The organism is Eleftheria terrae (assembly GCF_030419005.1).
In the GTDB taxonomy this organism is placed as follows: domain Bacteria; phylum Pseudomonadota; class Gammaproteobacteria; order Burkholderiales; family Burkholderiaceae_C; genus Caldimonas; species Caldimonas terrae.
In genome coordinates, this window is record NZ_CP106953.1 from 440,830 (window position 1) to 458,860 (window position 18,031).

The 18,031-nt window shown below is 62.0% G+C and carries 16 protein-coding genes, 2 pseudogenes and 1 other annotated feature; of the genes and pseudogenes, 14 read left to right on the plus strand and 4 right to left on the minus strand.

What is annotated here, in order from left to right; translation table 11 throughout:
* Positions 1-81: 81 nt before the first annotated feature.
* Complete coding sequence (locus tag N7L95_RS28730) at positions 82-852, minus strand: class I SAM-dependent methyltransferase (protein ID WP_301261039.1); 771 nt, start codon at positions 850-852, stop codon at positions 82-84.
* Positions 853-940: 88 nt separating this feature from the next.
* Positions 941-1,848, minus strand: a pseudogene (locus N7L95_RS28735) (IS3 family transposase).
* Positions 1,849-1,920: 72 nt separating this feature from the next.
* On the opposite strand from N7L95_RS28735, the pseudogene N7L95_RS28740 reads away from it, so the two are divergent.
* The 13 genes and pseudogenes from N7L95_RS28740 (at position 1,921) to N7L95_RS28800 (ending at position 14,754) form a co-directional block, all read left to right on the plus strand.
* Positions 1,921-3,492: pseudogene (locus tag N7L95_RS28740) on the plus strand (IS3 family transposase).
* A gap of 135 nt (positions 3,493-3,627) precedes the next feature.
* The gene (locus N7L95_RS28745; RefSeq protein ID WP_301261040.1) at positions 3,628-3,750 is read left to right on the plus strand and encodes a hypothetical protein; all 123 of its coding nucleotides are present in this window, start codon (positions 3,628-3,630) and stop codon (positions 3,748-3,750) included.
* 276 nt (positions 3,751-4,026) lie between these two features.
* Positions 4,027-6,081, plus strand: coding sequence for a hypothetical protein (locus tag N7L95_RS28750; RefSeq protein ID WP_301261041.1), 2,055 nt, complete (start codon positions 4,027-4,029; stop codon positions 6,079-6,081).
* Between the two features lie 441 nt (positions 6,082-6,522).
* Positions 6,523-7,748, plus strand: a protein-coding gene (locus N7L95_RS28755; RefSeq protein WP_301261042.1) for an IS3 family transposase whose coding sequence is annotated in 2 segments (ribosomal slippage) — positions 6,523-6,811 and positions 6,811-7,748 — 1,227 coding nt in all. Because the reading frame shifts where the segments join, the coding sequence is not laid out codon by codon here.
* Positions 6,801-6,917: a sequence feature (AL1L pseudoknot), on the plus strand. It overlaps the preceding gene by 117 nt.
* Positions 7,749-7,930: 182 nt before the next feature.
* Complete coding sequence (locus N7L95_RS28760; RefSeq protein WP_301261043.1) at positions 7,931-8,434, plus strand: hypothetical protein; 504 nt, start codon at positions 7,931-7,933, stop codon at positions 8,432-8,434.
* An 11-nt stretch (positions 8,435-8,445) separates the two neighbouring features.
* Positions 8,446-9,228: a P63C domain-containing protein gene (locus tag N7L95_RS28765; protein ID WP_301261044.1), complete on the plus strand. Its 783-nt coding sequence runs from the start codon at positions 8,446-8,448 to the stop codon at positions 9,226-9,228.
* Between the two features lie 390 nt (positions 9,229-9,618).
* Positions 9,619-10,236, plus strand: coding sequence for a hypothetical protein (locus tag N7L95_RS28770; protein ID WP_301261045.1), 618 nt, complete (start codon positions 9,619-9,621; stop codon positions 10,234-10,236).
* An 89-nt stretch (positions 10,237-10,325) separates the two neighbouring features.
* Positions 10,326-10,613 carry a helix-turn-helix transcriptional regulator gene (locus N7L95_RS28775; protein ID WP_301261046.1) on the plus strand — a complete coding sequence of 96 codons (288 nt, stop codon included), beginning with the start codon at positions 10,326-10,328 and terminating at the stop codon, positions 10,611-10,613.
* A 143-nt stretch (positions 10,614-10,756) separates the two neighbouring features.
* Entirely contained in the window at positions 10,757-13,012 is a 2,256-nt protein-coding gene (locus tag N7L95_RS28780) for an AAA family ATPase (protein ID WP_301261047.1), read from the plus strand.
* 313 nt (positions 13,013-13,325) lie between these two features.
* Positions 13,326-13,778, plus strand: a complete 453-nt coding sequence (locus tag N7L95_RS28785; RefSeq protein WP_301261048.1) for a hypothetical protein — start codon at positions 13,326-13,328, stop codon at positions 13,776-13,778.
* 2 nt (positions 13,779-13,780) lie between these two features.
* On the plus strand, positions 13,781-13,990 hold the full coding sequence (locus N7L95_RS28790) for a hypothetical protein (RefSeq protein WP_301261049.1): 210 nt from the start codon (positions 13,781-13,783) through the stop codon (positions 13,988-13,990).
* A 25-nt stretch (positions 13,991-14,015) separates the two neighbouring features.
* Positions 14,016-14,387, plus strand: coding sequence for a DUF6362 family protein (locus N7L95_RS28795; RefSeq protein WP_435870128.1), 372 nt, complete (start codon positions 14,016-14,018; stop codon positions 14,385-14,387).
* A 100-nt stretch (positions 14,388-14,487) separates the two neighbouring features.
* Positions 14,488-14,754 (plus strand): DUF3885 domain-containing protein, encoded by a 267-nt coding sequence (locus tag N7L95_RS28800; RefSeq protein WP_301261051.1) that lies wholly within the window; start codon positions 14,488-14,490, stop codon positions 14,752-14,754.
* Between the two features lie 134 nt (positions 14,755-14,888).
* On the opposite strand, the gene N7L95_RS28805 is transcribed toward N7L95_RS28800, so the two are convergent.
* On the minus strand, positions 14,889-16,004 hold the full coding sequence (locus N7L95_RS28805; RefSeq protein ID WP_301255679.1) for an IS5 family transposase: 1,116 nt from the start codon (positions 16,002-16,004) through the stop codon (positions 14,889-14,891).
* A 148-nt stretch (positions 16,005-16,152) separates the two neighbouring features.
* Here N7L95_RS28805 and N7L95_RS29810 point away from each other — a divergent pair, with 148 nt between their 5' ends.
* Entirely contained in the window at positions 16,153-16,467 is a 315-nt protein-coding gene (locus N7L95_RS29810) for a DUF3885 domain-containing protein (protein WP_494516332.1), read from the plus strand.
* 369 nt (positions 16,468-16,836) lie between these two features.
* Here N7L95_RS29810 and N7L95_RS28810 read toward each other — a convergent pair whose 3' ends face one another.
* A complete protein-coding gene (locus tag N7L95_RS28810) occupies positions 16,837-17,952 on the minus strand; it encodes an IS5 family transposase (RefSeq protein WP_301261052.1) in 1,116 nt (371 codons plus the stop codon).
* Positions 17,953-18,031 lie beyond the last annotated feature (79 nt).

Consider the following 18,031-nt stretch of genomic DNA (forward strand, 5'->3'; position numbering starts at 1 on the left):
CTTCCTTGCTGTAGAACTCTCGTCACTGGGACCTAATGCGGGCTATTGCGCAAATGAATGACCTAGTGCCAGAAGACATGCCTACTTGATGGCGTAGACCAAGCACATCGTGGTGCCGTCCACGTATCTTTGGTTTTGCATTATTTCTTCCAGGATTTTGTAATCCCGCTTCTTTTCAAATTCCCTTTCCATTCTTTTGGCTTCGTGCCTATGTAATGACTTAACTGCAAACTCAGTGGTGTCCTCAACTCGAACATATTTGAAACCAGCTTTTAGCACGTCGTCTCTGTAAGCATCCAGAGTTGGCAGGTAATTCTCTTTAGGGAAGGCTGGGCCTACATCGGCGAGCAGACTCTCATCATAAAAGAAATCCCATATTGCCAGCCTTCCACCGGGCCTTAAGATGCGATGAGCCTCCTGGAGGAATTTGTAGCGCGTTCGGAAATGATTTGCGCTCTCGATACAGAGTACGTTATCAAACGATGACTCGCTGAAATTGAGGTTTGCTGCGTCCATTAGCTTAAAATCGCATTCCGGAGCAATTGCCCGGCAGATTTCCAACTGTCGTTCTGAAATGTTGATGCCAGTTATGTTCTTGGGCGCAAAATACTTTGTCAGAAATTTCGTAGAAGCGCCCTTCCCGCAGGCGACGTCCAAAACGTTCCCGTCTGTATTGGTGAAGAATGAGACCAACGTTTCGATCAGATTGATCTGAGCGATCTCTAGACTGTCCTCAACCCCCTTCCAATATCCGACATTAAAGAAACCTAACTTGTGGATCGGTTCTGCCTGCTCGCCAAACATGAGTGTTTCGTAGTAGTTATTAACCGTGTCCAAGATGTTATCTTCCATCTGAATTCTCCATTTCGATTTGAATAAGGGTGAGGTGACCTGCCCCCTTCCGCCGTGCCACTCATTCGGAAGGAGTCGGGGTTGAAGGTTACTTGATCTCTTTCGAAGCTGTTTGTTGTCGAGCAGCACCGCCAGCATGCTGGCGGTGCTGCTCGGCGAAGCGTGCCGGCGGGATGCGTCCGATGCTGCTGTGGGGACGTACCTTGTTGTAGTCGCGTCGCCAGTGCCCGATGGTCTCCCGGGCCTGCTGCAGGGTCTGGAACCAATGCTCATTGAGGCACTCGTCGCGGAACTTGCCGTTGAAGCTCTCGATGTAGCCGTTCTGCATGGGCTTGCCCGGCTGGATCCGCAGGTGCCGTACACGATGCTCGATGGTCCAGGCGATGAAGGCGCGGCTGGTGAATTCCGGCCCGTTGTCAGTCCTCACCGCGGCGGGATAACCTCGGAAGCGAGCCGCGCGGTCCAACAGCCTCGTGACGTACTCGCCGGAGATGCCGTAGTCGACGGTGATGTCGACGCACTCGTGGCTGAAGTCGTCGGCGACCGTCAGGCACTTCAGTCGCCGGCCGCTGGCCAGGCGGTCGCTGACGAAGTCCATGCTCCATACCTCGTTGACCGCGGTGGCCGCCTGCAACGGCAGGCGCTCAGCCGCCGGCCTGCGGACCTTGCGGGAGAGCCCCACGAGACGACACGCGCGACGCTGCGACAGCTGGTGCTCTTGAACCATCCTGCAGGCCGCCTCGCGCTTGACCCCTGGGGCTAACGCTTTACCCCGAGCACGCTCTTGAGCGCATGCATGTCGAGATGGGCCTCAGCCAGCAGCTTCTTAAGCTTGGCGTTCTCCGCCTCCAACTCGCGCAGCCGCTGCGCGTCCAGCACGTCCATGCCACCGAACTTCGAGCGCCACTTGTAGAACGTCGCGTCGCTGAAGCCGCCCTTGCGGCAAATCTCGGCGATCGGGATACCGGCCTCGGCCTGCTTGAGGAACCCAATGATCTGGGTGCCCCCCGCGTCACAATACTTGTCGCCCCAATAGAACGATGACCGCGGGGGCGAGAAGAGAACGAGTTGGCTCGATACGGAAAAGCATTCAAGGATAGGGCGGTAGCGCGCATGTTGCCGCCGGAGAGCGCGCCAGCGGCAACAGTGTCGCGAGAGATAGGGGTGAGCGCGGACACGCTCGAACGCTGGCGAGTGGAGTCGCTGGCGCAGCCGGCGCGCGAGCGTGTATGGACAGCTGCGGCGCGGCTGGAAGCGGTGATCACGACAGCGGTGATGGACGAGGCCGCGCGCAGCGCCTGGTGCCGCGAGAATGGCGTGTACCCGCAGCAACTGCAGCAGTGGCGCGACAGTGCCACGCAAGCGCTGGCCGCGCCCGAGGAGTCGCGCGCGAGCCCGTCGCGAACCAAGCAGGACCGGCAGCGGATCAAGGAACTCGAGCGCGAAGTGCGGCGCAAGGACAAGGCACTGGCGGAGACGGCGGCGCTGCTGGTGCTGACAAAAAAAGCCGAGGCGATCTTCAACAAGTACCACAAAGGCGAGGACGAATGATCGTCCTGGAAGATCGCCAGCAGATTGCCCGAGACATCGAACTGGCCCGAGCTGAAGGCGCTCGGCTGAAGCAAGCCTGCGATGCCGTGGGCATCACGGCACGCACGTTGGAGGGCTGGTCCAGGCTTGGTGGTCGGTGATGGCCGCCCCGGCGCGGTACGGCCAGTCCCCGGGCACGCGTTGACGCAGTCCGAGCGCGAGCAGATCGTACGCGTGGCCAACGAGCCGCGCTTCGCCGACCAGCCGCCGGCGCGCATCGTGCCCGCGCTGGCCGACGAAGGCGTGTACATCGCCAGCGAGTCCAGCTTCCAGCGCGTGCTGCGCACGCACGGGCAGACACGCCATCGCGGCCGGGCCAAGGCGCCGCGACGCGGCCGCCCACCGACCACGCACGTGGCCACTGCGCCGCGCCAAGTGTGGTGCTGGGACATGACCTTCCTGCCGGCGCAGGTGGCGGGGCGCTGGTTCTACCTGTACCTGATCCTGGACGTCTACAGTCGCAAGATCGTCGGCTTCGAGGTGCACGACGCTGACGACTGCGATCATGCCGCGCGCCTGGTGCAACGCACCGCGCTGGCTGAAGGCATCCATGCCGTGCCGCGCGAGCAGCGTCCCGTGCTCCACGGCGACAACGGGGCCACACTCAAGGCAACGACGGTACTGGCGATGCTGTGCTGGTTGGGCGTGAGGCCCTCGTACTCGCGCCCACGCGTGAGCGACGACAACGCCTTCGTCGAGAGCCTGTTTCGCACGGCCAAGTACCGGCCCGAGTTCCCTGTGGAGGGCTTCGCGGACCTGCAGGCGTCGCGCGAATGGGCGCGGCACTTCGTGCACTGGTACAACCACGAGCACCGCCACAGCGGCATCCGCTACGTCAGCCCGGCGCAGCGCCATGCAGGACACGACCAGGCCGTCCTGGCGGCTCGTCATGACCTCTACACGCAAGCCCGGCAACGCCATCCTCGCCGCTGGTCAGGCCCAACGCGGGACTGGCAACCCATCGCCTCGGTCACGCTGAACCCGGAGCGTGACATCCTCGTCAACCCGACCGCAGGAGCGCACCACGATACTCAGCCGATAGCCGCTTGAGTCAGGCGACAAGTAGCTTGACGCGCGCCGGGTGCGCGCGGTCACGGCCGGTTCACCGTCCGCTGGATCGAGGCGAGTGCTCGCGTCTGCATGTACCGGCAAACGCGAGCGGACGGCACTCGGGACATCCTGACAGTGGCCGACTACGAGCCGCGCTGCGTGAGCGGCATGACCTTGCACGAGGCCCGCGAAGAGGGCGGGGAGTTCGCCAGGATCGCCGCCGGCGGCAACAACCTGCGCGCAACCAATCTTCACTGAGAAGGTTTAGGCCGAGGTTGAAGCACAGGAAATCGCGGCGGCAATCTGACGCAAGTGGCTCACTTTCGGGCGGCGGCAACAATGCACGACATCGGCCGCGTTATCAGTTATCACCGTGTGCGGCACCTTGCTTTGGCCGCTGACAGAAATCTGGTCGCTCGTGCAGTGCTAGGATCAGGACATCTTCCGTCTCGCGTAGAGGGCCTCGCCATGGGTCCAAGTTTTGTTGCAGAAAGGGAGATTTGTCATTACGGTACATAAATTGAAGGGTAAGCGATGATTGATGCGGTCCGACTAATGATTCGACGCACTCATTATCCGTTGGGAGCGATGTTGACCATTGTCTGTAGGTATGCAGAGTACCAACGAAATATAGTTTTCTCTTGCTGCTTGATTGCTTTGGCTCTTGCCGCTCCACTTGTAGAAGCATCGAATGGTGCCGCGACAGCAGCACAAAAACGACACGAAAGAATCTTCTACATCAGTATGCAACCAGGCAATCTGGATATTTATTATTTTTCCAAGCTTGGAGCCCAACCTCGACGAATTACGGCAGACTTTGGCAATGATTACAACGCAACGATATCACACGACGGACGCTGGCTGGTTTTTACATCTGAACGAAATGGGAATCCCCATCTTTATGTTCTCGACCTGAAAAACGGTGGCGATCCTAGGCCACTAATCCATAGCGAATTTATGGAGGATCAGGCTGTTATCAGCCCTGATGATAAGACAATCGCTTTTGTTAGCACGCGTGACGGCACTGCTGACATTTTCACTCTGCCATTCAATCCAAAACAAATTCAAGGCATCGAGCGGGCCAACAATCTAACTCATGATACTGGCGGAGAATTTCGGCCTGCCTTCTCGCCCGACGGACACATGATTGCGTTTTCCTCGGATGGAGATACTCCAGTTACCGGACCACCGGATGCTCGAGTGCGAGAGGGCCACATTTACGTGATGGACTCCGACGGAAAAAATCGGCGCAGATTGACCAATTCGCGCGGCTGGGATGGATCACCGACCTGGTCGAAGGATGGGAAGAATATTTTCTTCTACTCTACCAGCTATTCCGCTAGTAACTTTACTACTTATCCCATAAATGGTAATCAGTCTCGTATCTGGGTAATGGATGTAAATGGAAGGTTTCCCAGACCGATATCTGCCCCTAACGAAGTCGCTTTTTCCCCGACTCTAACTCCAGAGGGACGGGTTGCATATGTTGTCCAAACAGGCGAAGGCGAAAACGCACGCTGGAAAGTGATGTCTGTTGAACAGGACGGCTCGAACCAACGCCAGGAAACCGATACATCGACGGACTATTACAAACCCGTGTTCGATCCGGTTACAGGTGCAATGTTTTGCCATGGGATCGGGCCCATGAAACCTGGCATACCGGAAGGACCGCTCTTTCCGGGCATGCAATATCTCGGCCGAGGGCCTTTTCTCGTTAATGGTTCGCCTAGGCGAGTGTCTCTTCCAGACCGAGAAGTGGAGCTGTACGCGGTACGGGCATTTTCTGTCCTTCCGCATCCACACCAGAGTCGTTTAGCGAGCACCATAACGTCATCAGGATCAACAACACTGATGCTAACTAACATAAGTGGTTCGGACATTAGAAAGATTACTCGCTTGCCCTCCACGGACCTGCCTTGGCAGGAGATGTCTTGGTCGTCAGATGGTAAATGGATCGCTTTTACCCAGGGCAGCCTGTTTTCGCCGCCGAAGACGGAGGCTGACATTTGGAAGATACATCCGGACGGTACAGGAGCCGTGAATTTGACACCGAATTCGCCTGGGAATGACGGCTCTCCGAGTTTTTCAGGGGATGGCCGTCGAATCGCTTTCCGCAGCGGACGAACAGGGAATTATAATATATACGTCATGAATTCAGATGGGACCGGTGTAAAACGTTTGACGGATGGTCAGTCAAACGACAATTTCCCCGCATTCTCACCTCTCAACGATGAAATTGCGTTTTCCTCTGACCGCGATGGAGAATTGGACCCTAAGACCGGGCGCAGGACATTCGAGATATATACTCTGAAAGTTTCACCTGATGGCACGCCGGGTGAATTGCGCCGAATCACCTACAGCCGCGGCCAAAATGCCCATCCACAATACTCACCGGATGCGCAATGGCTGATATTCACTTCTGAGCGAGGTGGTCTGAACGATGAACAGCCGCTCCTGAACATACCCATATTCAATCCTCAGCCTTACGGGGATCTTTATGCCTATCGATTAAAAGACGGCGCTCTTTATCGCCTCACAAATAACAGATGGGAAGACGGCCTGGCTTACTGGGCTCCGCCAGTAGATTAAGGGGGCAAGGGTTATTGAACAGTTTCGTCACTGCCGGACGCAAATCTTGCAAGCCTATCTGGGGATAAACTGAATTGGTAACCGGCGGGGCTTGCGCGATCCGCGCCCCCGCACATTCAGTAGCAATTGCGCCTAGAGTCACCATTACCGTGACTGAATTTTGATTCAATTGCTTTGCGTATTGAACCGGTGTAAGTCCTTTGAGGTGCTTCTTGGGTCATTCCTCGTTGTACTGTCGCCGCCATGCTTCGATAAGCGTGCATGCGTACCCCCACATTTAAGAACCATGCGTAAGCGCCCGGCTATCCCATCCAGCGTAAGCGTGCAGGCAACCTCGACTGCAGGGGTGGACTCACTGGGATTCCAGGCGCTACAAGGCGCGAACCTCTACTGAATCGCCCCGGGATTTGTGGAGGCTCCAACTCTTGAGAAGATGGAGCCATGAAGAAGTCGAACAAGTTCTCACCTGAGGTTCGCGAGCGCGCAGTGCGGATGGTGCAGGAAGCGCGCGGGGAGTACCCGTCGCTATGGGGCGCAGTCGAATCGATCGCGCCGAAGATCGGCTGCGTGCCGCAGACGCTGCTGGATTGGGTCAAGCAGTCAGAGGTAGAGGCCGGTACGCGCGCGGGCACGACGACCGCGGAGGCGCAGCGCCTGAGAGAGCTGGAGCGCGAGGTCAAGGAGCTGCGCCGGGCCAACGAGATCCTGAAGCTGGCCAGCGCGTTTTTCGCCCAGGCGGAGCTCGACCGCCGTACGAAGTCTTGAAGGCGTTCGTCGACGCGCATCGGAGTGACTTCGGGGTCGAGCCGATCTGCCGGGTGCTGCAGATCGCCCCGTCGGGATACCGACGCCATGCGATGCGCCGGCGCGAGCCGGGCCGCTGCTGCGCACGCACGCAGTGCGATGCGCAGTTGATGTCGGAGATCGATCGGGTCTGGCAATCCAACCGGCAGGTCTACGGTGCCGACAAGGTCTGGCGCCAGCTCGGGCGTGAAGGCATGAAGGTGGCGCGCTGCACCGTCGAGCGCCTGATGCGCAGGCTGGGTCTTCGCGGCGTGATTCGAGGCAAGCGCGTTCGCACCACGGCGGCCGATGCCAAGGCGCCGTGCCCGTTCGACAAGGTCAACAGGGTGTTCCGGGCGGACCGGCCCAACCAGCTGTGGGTGAGCGACTTCACCTACGTGTCGACCTGGCAGGGCTTCGCCTACGTCGCCTTCGTCGTCGATGTCTTCGCACGGCGCATCGTGGGCTGGCGCGTGAGCCACTCGATGCGCACCGACTTCGTCCTGGATGCGCTGGAGCAGGCGCTGTACGCCCGCCAGCCCGAAGCCGAAGACGGGTTGATCTGCCACTCGGACAGGGGCTCGCAATACGTCAGCATTCGCTACACCGAGCGGCTTGCCGAGGCCGGGATCGAGCCCTCGGTTGGCAGCAAGGGCGACAGCTATGACAACGCCCTGGCCGAGACCATCAACGGGCTGTACAAGGCCGAGGTGATCCACCGGCGCACTTGGAAGACCCGCGAGGCCGTCGAGCTTGCCACGCTCGAATGGGTCGCCTGGTTCAACCATCATCAATTGATGGCACCGCTGGGCTACATCCCGCCGGCCGAGGCCGAGGCAAACTACCACCGCCAACTCGCCGAGCGATCGGCCGTGACGGCGTGACCACTTAAACCAACCAGCCTCCACGAAACCCGGGGCGATTCAATCTCCTGGTGTGGGTGGCGGGGCGAGTCGGCTTGTGCTTGGTGGCCGCTGGCAGAGGATGGTTGGTGCAGGCGCATGCGAAGAAGATCACGAGTAAACCGATCCGATGCTAGGACCAAGATCCGGTAGACGTAACTCCTTTGCGCTCCCTCGCCGGGCTGACAGGACTGCGGCAGATCGAGGGCAGCAAGACTGCCAACAAGCTGCCCGGCGTGATCGACGAGGTCGTGACGCTCGTCGAGATCAAGTCCGAAGACGGCAGCTCTTTCCACCCGCAGGACATGAGCCCGCAGGCCGCGGCAGCGCGCCACATCGCCTCCTTCGGCGACTTGGACGGCATCGAGTTCCTGGCCCTCATTGACGTTGAGGTCGGCGGTCGTGGCAACCCAAAGAACGTGGTCAAGGTGGCGGTGGAGCCGGATCACCCGGATCACGCCCGCCTGATGGGCGTGGCATCGCGCCCGAGCCAGGCGCCTGCGACGCAGGGCACTGCCGCGCCCGCAGCATCGCCGGCGCCGGCCACAGTGACGCGGGCGGCGCCAGCATCGAGGACCGCGCCGGCTACCGCAGCTCGCCCCGTCTCGGTACCGCAACCGGCCGCCACCCGCACGCCGGTGACGGCCAAGCCGTCCTGCGCAGCCTGAGGGAGCCAGCGATGAATTCATCCGTTGTGGCGGCCAGCCACTATGGCGTTGTGCGCTTCGGCGACCTGGAATGCGAAGCCGTTGTGCTAAACAGCGGCGAGCGGGGCTACGCGCGTCGCCAGCTCGCAAAGTTGCTCGGTTTTCACGAAACGCACAAGGGTGGCCGATTTGCTCGTTTTTCTGCCGATTTCCCGCCTAAGTCATTGCCATGTCTAGAAAAATCACCCTGGCCGATTCTGCTGCCGACAGGGCAACAGGCGCAGTTCTTTCCGGCGGGCATCATCGCCGATGCAGCAGCGGCGGTGGTGAACGCTGCCCTCGGCGGTACGCTGCACAAGTCGCGTCGAGCGGTCCTGCCGAACTGCATGACGATCTCGCAAGCGCTCGCCACCACGGGCGAGGTTGCGCTGATCAATGAAGCCACGGGCTTCCAGTACCGCCGCGGGCCGGACGCACTGCAGCAGCTGATCGCCCGGCTGCTGCGCCAGTCCTGTGCCTCCTGGGAGCGGCGTTTCCACCCGGAGTACTACCGCGCCATCTACCGGCTGTTCGGCTGGAGGCGCCCGATGCTTGACTTCAACGGCCCTGGTATCGCTCCTCAATGCGTGGCGTGCGATGTTGCGTCTGGCGCTTGGAAGTTCAGTTCTTTGAATACGTCGTCGTACAGCTTGCCGTTGCCGCAGACGAAGAAGATGCAATCGCGTGCGGTAGCCCGAAGAAAGGCACCCCGCACCTTCTCGCGAAGCTTGTTCTTGCCCGCGACTTCGACGACGTGCACGGTTTTGGACGATTGATCGGCGATCTCGGCGATCCGGTTCAGGCATGCCTGCCCCACGGGAGTCACCAAGGCTTCGCCGCCGCTAACTTTGCCGACTGCCAGCCCGACAAGAAACGAGCCCATGTTGGTCGTTGTGTTCAACACAATGTAGGCTTGTTCCTGGCCGGTCTGATCTGCAAGGAAGCTTCGAAGGTTCATAGAGAGCAGGGATAGGCATCGGGATGCCGTGATTTTGACTGCCGCGCGTCTCGGCGGCAACTTGGCCGCAGCAAGAATCGACCGACGCGTCCGCGTTGCTCCCCTTCACACAGCCCCCTGCCGCGGCGGCGTCCTGGTTTTTCTGACGGGTATATCGCTGCTTTGGCTCAGTAGCCTCGGCGGCTTCAACAGCCGCCGAGCATCGCCCATGCGCCACCCCTCCAACTGCCTGCGCTACTGGGATCTGTCCAGCCAGATCCGACTCGACGACGCCATCGCGCTGTGGTGCAACGTCGATCCCGTCGAACTCGGCGGCCTGGGGTTCGACACCCACTGTATGAGTGCCAAGCGCGCTGCGCTGGTGACTGCATTGCGTGAAGGCCGCTTGGAGTATGAAGACCTGGGCATCGTCGGCAGCCACGGCCAACGGATCAAGGATGCGCCGCTGGACGAGTTGCTGCAGAGGGACCGCTTGCTGATCCACAAGGACAGCCTGCGCCGCTGGTTTGAGCAGCTGCCCTTCGAGGACCGGCCCGCTTTCCTGTTCGACGAGATGCGCCAGCCGGTCCTGCCCGATGGCAGTGAGGCGACCGAGTTGAACAGTCTCAAGGCCCTCGCCATCATGGGCCACCTCCTGGCCAGATCCTCCAACGTCTATCGCACGGGGGACCGTCCCAACGCAGCCCAGATCGGCCAAGCGGTCGCCGAGGCCGCGCAGCAGCTGTTCGGCGACGACGTGCGCGGCTTCAAGTCCTTCCACAAGAAGATGAGCGAGGCCTTGAAGGTCTTCGACCGCGAGCTTCCCAAACGACGTTGGGAAAACTGAAGTTCGGAAAATCTTCCTGAATTTCAGCGGGTTCCGAGCCCGTCCAAATCAACACTCGGCATTCCGAACCAACCTCAAGGAATGCCGAGATGCCCAAACGGGTCCACCCTCCGCAGCAGCAGGCCTCCACTGCTGATCTTCGCGCCGAATTCTGGCGCGCTCCCTCCGAAGCCCTGCTAGACCGCAAGACCACGGCGGCAGGCCTGGGCTATTCCACCGGCTGGCTGGAATGGACCGCGACGCACGGTGGCGGCCCGCTGCTCACCAAGATCGGCCGCAGCGTGCGCTACCGCAAGGCCGATGTGCTGGCTTGGCTCGAAGCCAACAGACGCCGTGTCCGCAGCACTGCCGAGCTGACCTGTCGCGGCGAGGCTTGAGCGTGTCCCAGCCGCCCCCTTGTCCTGCCGACTCCATCGCCACCTTGCAATCCGGTGGGCGAAGAGGCTGAGCTTCACGTCACCCCCGACCCAATAGAACGCCGGCCTTGCACTGCAGGGCCAAAGACGCCCAAAGAACCTTCATGACGAACCACATCGACACCCCGCTCCCTCCGCAGGCCGTCCTGGAAGGGGCCGCCGCGAGCGATGCGCCCGTGCGCTTTCTGGACTTCAATGACGCGGCCCCGCAAGAGCCGCCCCGCCGCAAGCCGGACGCCGAACGCGACGAGATCAGGGCAGCGCTGCTGGCACGGCTTGAAACCGTGCTGTGCACGATGTTCCCGGCCGGCAAGACACGCCATGGCAAGTTCTTCATCGGCGACATCACCGGCAGCCCCGGCGACAGCCTCGAGGTGGTGCTCGACGGCGAGAAGGCCGGGCTGTGGACCGACCGGGCCGACGGCAGCGGCGGCGACGTCTTCGCGCTGATCGGCGGTCGCTACGGCATCGACGCCCGCACCCGCTTCACGGAAGTGCTGAAGACCTCCACTGAGTTGCTGGGCCGAACGTCCGCCGCACCGGCCACACCGGCGAAGCGGCAGCCACCCATCGACACGCTGGGCATGTACACGGCGAAGTGGAACTACCTCGATGCCGGCGGCCACCTGATCGCCGCCGTCTACCGCTATGACCGGCCGGACGGCCGAAAAGAGTTCAGGCCCTTGGATGTGAAGAGCGGCAAGTGGGCTGCACCCACTCCCCGGCCGCTGTACAACCTGCCGGGCATCGCCAAAGCCGACGAGGTGGTGCTGGCCGAGGGGGAGAAGTCCGCTGACGCCCTCATCACGGTAGAGTGCTGCGGCACGACCGCGATGCACGGCGCGAGCGCACCCGTGGACAAGACCGACTGGACACCGTTGGTGGGCAAACACGCGCTGATCTGGCCCGACAACGACGAGCCAGGCCGGGAGTACGCAGAGCGCGCCGCGCAGGCGATCCTGGCGGCCGGCGCGCTCTCCTGCGCCATCCTGCAGCCCCCGCAGGGCAAGCCCGAAGGCTGGGACGCGGCCGATGCGGTCAAGGAAGGTTTCGATGTGCGCGGCTTCATCGCGAGCGCCAAGCGCGAGCGCGCCGCCGCGCAGCCCCTGCTGCCGGCCTTCACGTTGCGGACATTGCTCGAGGACGATTCGCCGGTGCCGCCGGACCTCATCTCGCCACGTGTGCTCACACCGGGCGGCCTGCTCGTGTTCGGCGGCGCCTCCAAAGTGGGCAAGAGCGACTTCCTGTTGAACTGGCTCGCCCACACGGCCGCCGGTGCGCCCTTCCTTGGCATGCGACCGCCTCGCCCGCTGCGTGTGTTCTACCTCCAAGCCGAGGTGCAGTACCACTACCTGCGCGAGCGGGTGAAGGAGATCCGCCTGCCGGCCAGCCGGCTGCTCATGGCGCGCGACAACTTGGTCGTCACCTCCCAGTTGCGCCTGCTCCTCAACGAGGACGGCTTGCGCCTGGTCATCCCGGCCGTCAAGCAGGCCTTCGGCTGCGAGCGGCCCGACATCCTCGTGATCGATCCGATCCGCAACGTCTTCGACGGCGGGGAGGCCGGCGGCGAGAACGACAACGAGGCCATGATGACCTTCCTGCGGGACCGGGTGGAGCGGCTGCGCCACGAAGTGAATCCCGAGGCAGGCGTCATCCTCGCCCACCACACCCGCAAGCTCGGCAAGAAGCAGTTCGAAGAAGATCCGTTCCAGGCGTTGGCCGGCGCCGGCAGCCTGCGCGGCTACTACACCACCGGCATGCTGCTGTTCCGCCCGGACGAGGCGACCTCAGCGCGCGAGGTGATCTTCGAGCTGCGCAACGGCGCGGCCATCGCGGCGAAGAGTGTCGACAAGGTCAAAGGCGAGTGGCGCGAGATCGCACCCAGCCGGCGCTTGGTGATGCAGGACCACGGGGCGCGGCTGGACGCGGAGCGCCGCCGCAAGCACGACGTCATCCTGCAGATGATCTACGACGAAGCCGGCGCCGGCCGCTGCTACACCGCCAACCAATTCGCCGAGACCTTCGAAGGCAAGGCCGGGCTCGGCGGCGAGCGGACCATCCGCGAGCGCATCTCGGTGCTGGCCACCCAGGGCTACATCAAGTTCTTCCGCAACGCGGCGGACTACGGACTGCCGCCTGCAGGCCGCACCAAGTTCGGCTACCTCTGCGTCGAAGCGATGGTGTTGCGCACACCGCTCGGCGAGCCCGACCTGGTGGCCGGTGAGCTGCCCGTGACGGAACTGATGGTGGTGCCCACCCACTACAAGTGGGGTCCCAACGGAGCAGTGCTGCCCGTCGAAAACGCCGGGGTGTGGGTCTACCAAGATGACGAGAACGACCCGGAGGCCGGCGATGAATGAGCAAAGAAGTCTTGGCGAAAAATCAGCCAACTGGGCCTCGGCGCTCACCGAGTGCCATCAGCCGATGCCGGCCTGCGATCCGAAAATCCAGGCGCGACAAGGACTTGACGGCGAACCGCCTGCAACCGGCAGTTGGCTTTCATGCCAACTAGCCAACTGTCCTAAGTGCGCGCCCGCGCTCATTTTTTCTCCCTCATTCAGTTGTCGGAGACCCCCTCCCTACTACGTAGGGGAGGGAGTAGTAACTCCCTCCCCCGTACGTAAGGAGGTAGACCCGGGTTCTGTGCACCACCACCCCAAAAGCAAAGCCGCAGTGCTCGCGCTGGACCTGGGGACCAGCACGGGCTGGGCAGTGCGGCAACGCGACGGCACCATCACGAGCGGCACGCAGCACTTCAAGCCCCAGCGCTTCGAGGGCGGCGGGATGCGCTTTCTGCGGTTCAAGCGCTGGCTATCCGAGCTGTACACCGCCAGCGGCGAACTGGGCACGGTGTACTTCGAGGAGGTGCGCCGGCACACCGGCGTCGATGCGGCCCACTTGTACGGCGGCCTCATGGCTCACCTGACGGCCTGGTGCGAACAGCACCAAGTCCCGTACCAGGGCGCGCCCGTGCGGACCATTAAACGGCACGTAGCGGGCCGCGGCAACGCGGGCAAGGGGGAGGTGGCTGCCGCGGTGAAAAAACGCGGCTACGGGCCTTTGGACGATAACGAGGCCGACGCACTTGCGCTCTTGCTGTGGGCCATCGAAACGCAGGAGGGTTGAACATGATGACACCCCATCACCGCTATCGCTGCCCGTTGGGCAAGCTGCAGCCGCAGACCACCGACCTGGATGCGGTGAAGGAACACGGCTGGCGAGACCAACGCATCCTCGTGGTGAGCGAAGCCGACGAACGCTTGGACTTCGTCGAACGCGAGATCGTCCGCCGCATCGGCGAGCGGCTCTACGGCAAGGGAGGCAAGCGCCATGGCTGAGCAGTGGACCGTTGAGGCTGTGGCGATGCGATTCGCCGATGCTGCGGAGACGTCCCGGCGGCTGCCCGCTGTCCGAGTGCAGGGCTACCTCAGCACCTGGCCGCGGGTCGTTCGGGAGCAGTGGGAGGCACTGGGACGCAGGGAGGAGACGCCGATGCGCTTCCCGCCCAGCCCCCAGGACATCGACCGCCTGCTGCAGGCCATGCAGTGGGTGCAGTGGCTGCAGGTGGAGCAGCGGCACTTGGTGTGGATGCGGGCGCAGCGCTACGGCTGGCAGGAGATCGGCAAGCGCCTGGGCTGCGACCGCACGACCGCGTGGCGGCGCCGGCAGAGGGCGTTAGGTCGGGTAGCGGAGCAGCTGAACTGCTGCGGCACTTCCCTAGCATTCATTGAGTAGCAGGGAGTGCTTGGCGAGAAGCAAGATGAACGCCTCCACGTACTCCGCGGACGCCGTGCAAAAATGCGAAGTGGTGTGACGGTGTCCTCCGGGAGGATGAATGCGGATCCGTGATGAGATCGAGAATGTCTTCAACGGCAAGACGTTCCTGCGGCCATTGTTCTATCGGTACCCCGGAGGCCTCCGATTCGAGCTTTCAGAGGGCGGGAGTGCCATTGACCAGTTCTTGACGGCGTTGCGTAAGGGTCAGCAGATTTGCGAGAGCGTGTTCGAAGGCCAGCAAGTGCTGACGGTGTGCCTGCGGGTACGCGGGCCAAGTCAGCCCTTTGCCTATCGTCATCTGCTTCGCGAACTAGCAGGCTGCTGAAATACTGCGCTGAAGCACCTACCTCGACCCGCGAGCTGATGGAGTTTCGGTAGCTGCCGTCGCGAGGAGTGTCAGAAGGGCCATTTCCGGGCCGGTTCGCCCCTGTGGAGGGCCGAGTTGCGCACCTGCGCTGCTCATCTGGCGCCTTGCAGACGGACCTGTCCCAGCGAGCGCATGCGCACCAAGTTGTAGGCCGCCATGTTCAGCACGAACAACTGGTCCACCTTCTTGAGTCCGCGCACCATCACCTGCCGGATCGAGCCGATGGTCTTGGCCCACCCGAAGGCCTGCTCGATGCGCTTGCGGCATTGCATCGACAACGCGTACCCGTCGGTCTGGGCGATCTCATCGGGCACCGCCGAGCGACGCCCCGACTTGTTCTGCGCCACATGAGGCTCGACCTTGAGCTGCTGCAACTCGGCGATGAACTGCGCCGCGTCGTAGCCCTTGTCTGCACCCAGCGTGATCTCTGCCTCAGGGTTGACCTGCCGGGCATCGTTGATCATGGCCCGGGCCGCCGCGCGCTCGGCATAGCCGTCTGCCTGAGTGACCACGGCATTGACGATCAGGCCGTGCCGGTTGTCCATCAGTGTGTGGCCCATGAAGCGCATCTCGCTGGCAGTCTTGCCCTTGCAATACAGGCGGCTGTCTGGATCGGTCTTCGATTCGTGCGTGTCGTTGCTGCGCGGCTGGCCCCGGAAGTCGCTGCCATCGTTGCTGCTGCCACCGCCCGCGTCGTCGTCGTCACCGGCCTTCTTGGGCACAAAGCTCTTGTGGCTGGCCCACGCCTGGATCAGCGTGCCGTCCACACTGAAGTGTTCCTTGGACAGCCAGTTCTTGCGCTCGGCTTGCGCCAGCACTTCGTTGAAGAACGCGACCACCGCATCGTGCTCGATCAAGCGCTGTCGGTTCTTGCTGAATACCGTGGGCACCCACACGTTGTCGTCCATCGATAGGCCGATGAACCAGCGAAACAGCAAGTTGTATTGCACTTGCTCCATCAGCAGTCGCTCCGAGCGCACCGAGTACAGCACCTGCAGCAACATCGCCCGTAGCAGCTTCTGCGGGGCGATGCTCGGACGCCCGCCCTTGGCGGCGTCCTCATACATGTCGGCGAACATGTCTTCAAGCTCGATCAACGCGTCGTTGACCATCGCGCGTATCGCTCGCAGCGGATGCGTGGCCGGCACGAAGTCGTCCAGCTTCTTGACGCTGAACAGGCTCTCGGTGAAGGTGTCGGGACCGCGCATAGGTGACAACAAGATTCAGGTTCGGGTGCTGGGTGACACTGTGCCGCATCTCCGCCAGGATGCGCTGCCGACGGCGAGGTATTTCAGCAGCCTGCTAGGGAATACAGGTATCAAGGCGCCCAGGGAGCGGTCCTTGTGGACAGAGCCGGTGCCTCTCGACGATCGTTTCGATGAGGATGCGGAGGAGTGGTACGTGAGCCTTGCATTTGAAGCACCCACGTCCTATCTGCACCGCTTTTTGTGGTGCGCCTTCTCTCGCGATTTCGGATCCGTCCGACCCCGCCCCGCGTGCGACTGCTACCTTTTCAACTTGGCCGACGGGGTGATGGTGTGGCCGTACGACGACAGAGGGATGGACGTTGTCGGCCCAAACCATGCGCTTCTGGCGAAGCTCTATGCGCGCTATATGGCGTACCTCCTGCGCTATGACTTGGATGCCATGAGAGCTACCTTCGAGTCATAGGGCTGCCCGAGCTACTGAGCGGAGATCGCCAAGCACCTCGGCTGAGACCATACCATCCCCTGGTACAGATGGACAGCGGCACTGCGTGAGACGACATGACACTTCCAGAAATCGAGATTGGGATATGGCTGGTACCTCACCGACCCTCTGTCTCTGGTTATCTCATTGAGATCGGCGCTTCTGGCTTCGAGGAGGACGTGGCGACTGGAGTGGTGCAGTCCTAGCAGGCTGCTGAAATACTGCGCTGAAGCACCTACCTTGACCCGCGAGCTGATGGAGCTTCGGTAGCTGCCGTCGCGAGGAGTGTCAGAAGGGCCATTTCCAGGCCGGTTCGCCCCTGTGGAGGGCCGAGTTGCGCACCTGCGCTGCTCATCTGGCGCCTTGCAGACGGACCTGTCCCAGCGAGCGCATGCGCACCAAGTTGTAGGCCGCCATGTTCAGCACGAACAACTGGTCCACCTTCTTGAGTCCGCGCACCATCACCTGCCGGATCGAGCCGATGGTCTTGGCCCACCCGAAGGCCTGCTCGATGCGCTTGCGGCATTGCATCGACAACGCGTACCCGTCGGTCTGGGCGATCTCATCGGGCACCGCCGAGCGACGCCCCGACTTGTTCTGCGCCACATGAGGCTCGACCTTGAGCTGCTGCAACTCGGCGATGAACTGCGCCGCGTCGTAGCCCTTGTCTGCACCCAGCGTGATCTCTGCCTCAGGGCTGACCTGCCGGGCATCGTTGATCATGGCCCGGGCCGTCGCGCGCTCGGCATAGCCGTCTGCCTGAGTGACCACGGCATTGACGATCAGGCCGTGCCGGTTGTCCATCAGCGTGTGGCCCATGAAGCGCATCTCGCTGGCAGTCTTGCCCTTGCGATACAGGCGGCTGTCTGGATCGGTCTTCGATTCGTGCGTGTCGTTGCTACGCAGCTGGCCCCGGAAGTCGCTGCCATCGTTGCTGCTGCCACCGCCCGCGTCGTCGTCGTCACCGGCCTTCTTGGGCACAAAGCTCTTGTGGCTGGCCCACGCCTGGATCAGCGTGCCGTCCACACTGAAGTGTTCCTTGGACAGCCAGTTCTTGCGCTCGGCTTGCGCCAGCACTTCGTTGAAGAACGCGACCACCGCATCGTGCTCGATCAAGCGCTGTCGGTTCTTGCTGAATACCGTGGGCACCCACACGTTGTCGTCCATCGATAGGCCGATGAACCAGCGAAACAGCAAGTTGTATTGCACTTGCTCCATCAGCAGTCGCTCCGAGCGCACCGAGTACAGCACCTGCAGCAACATCGCCCGTAGCAGCTTCTGCGGGGCGATGCTCGGACGCCCGCCCTTGGCGGCGTCCTCATACATGTCGGCGAACATGTCTTCAAGCTCGCTCAGCGCGTCGTTGACCATCGCGCGTATCGCCCGCAGCGGATGCGTGGCCGGCACGAAGTCGTCCAGCTTCTTGACGCTGAACAGGCTCTCGGTGAAGGTGTCGGGACCGCGCATAGGTGGCAACAAGATTCAGGTTCGGGTGCTGGGTGACACTGTGCCGCATCTCCGCCAGGATGCGCTGCCGACGGCGAGG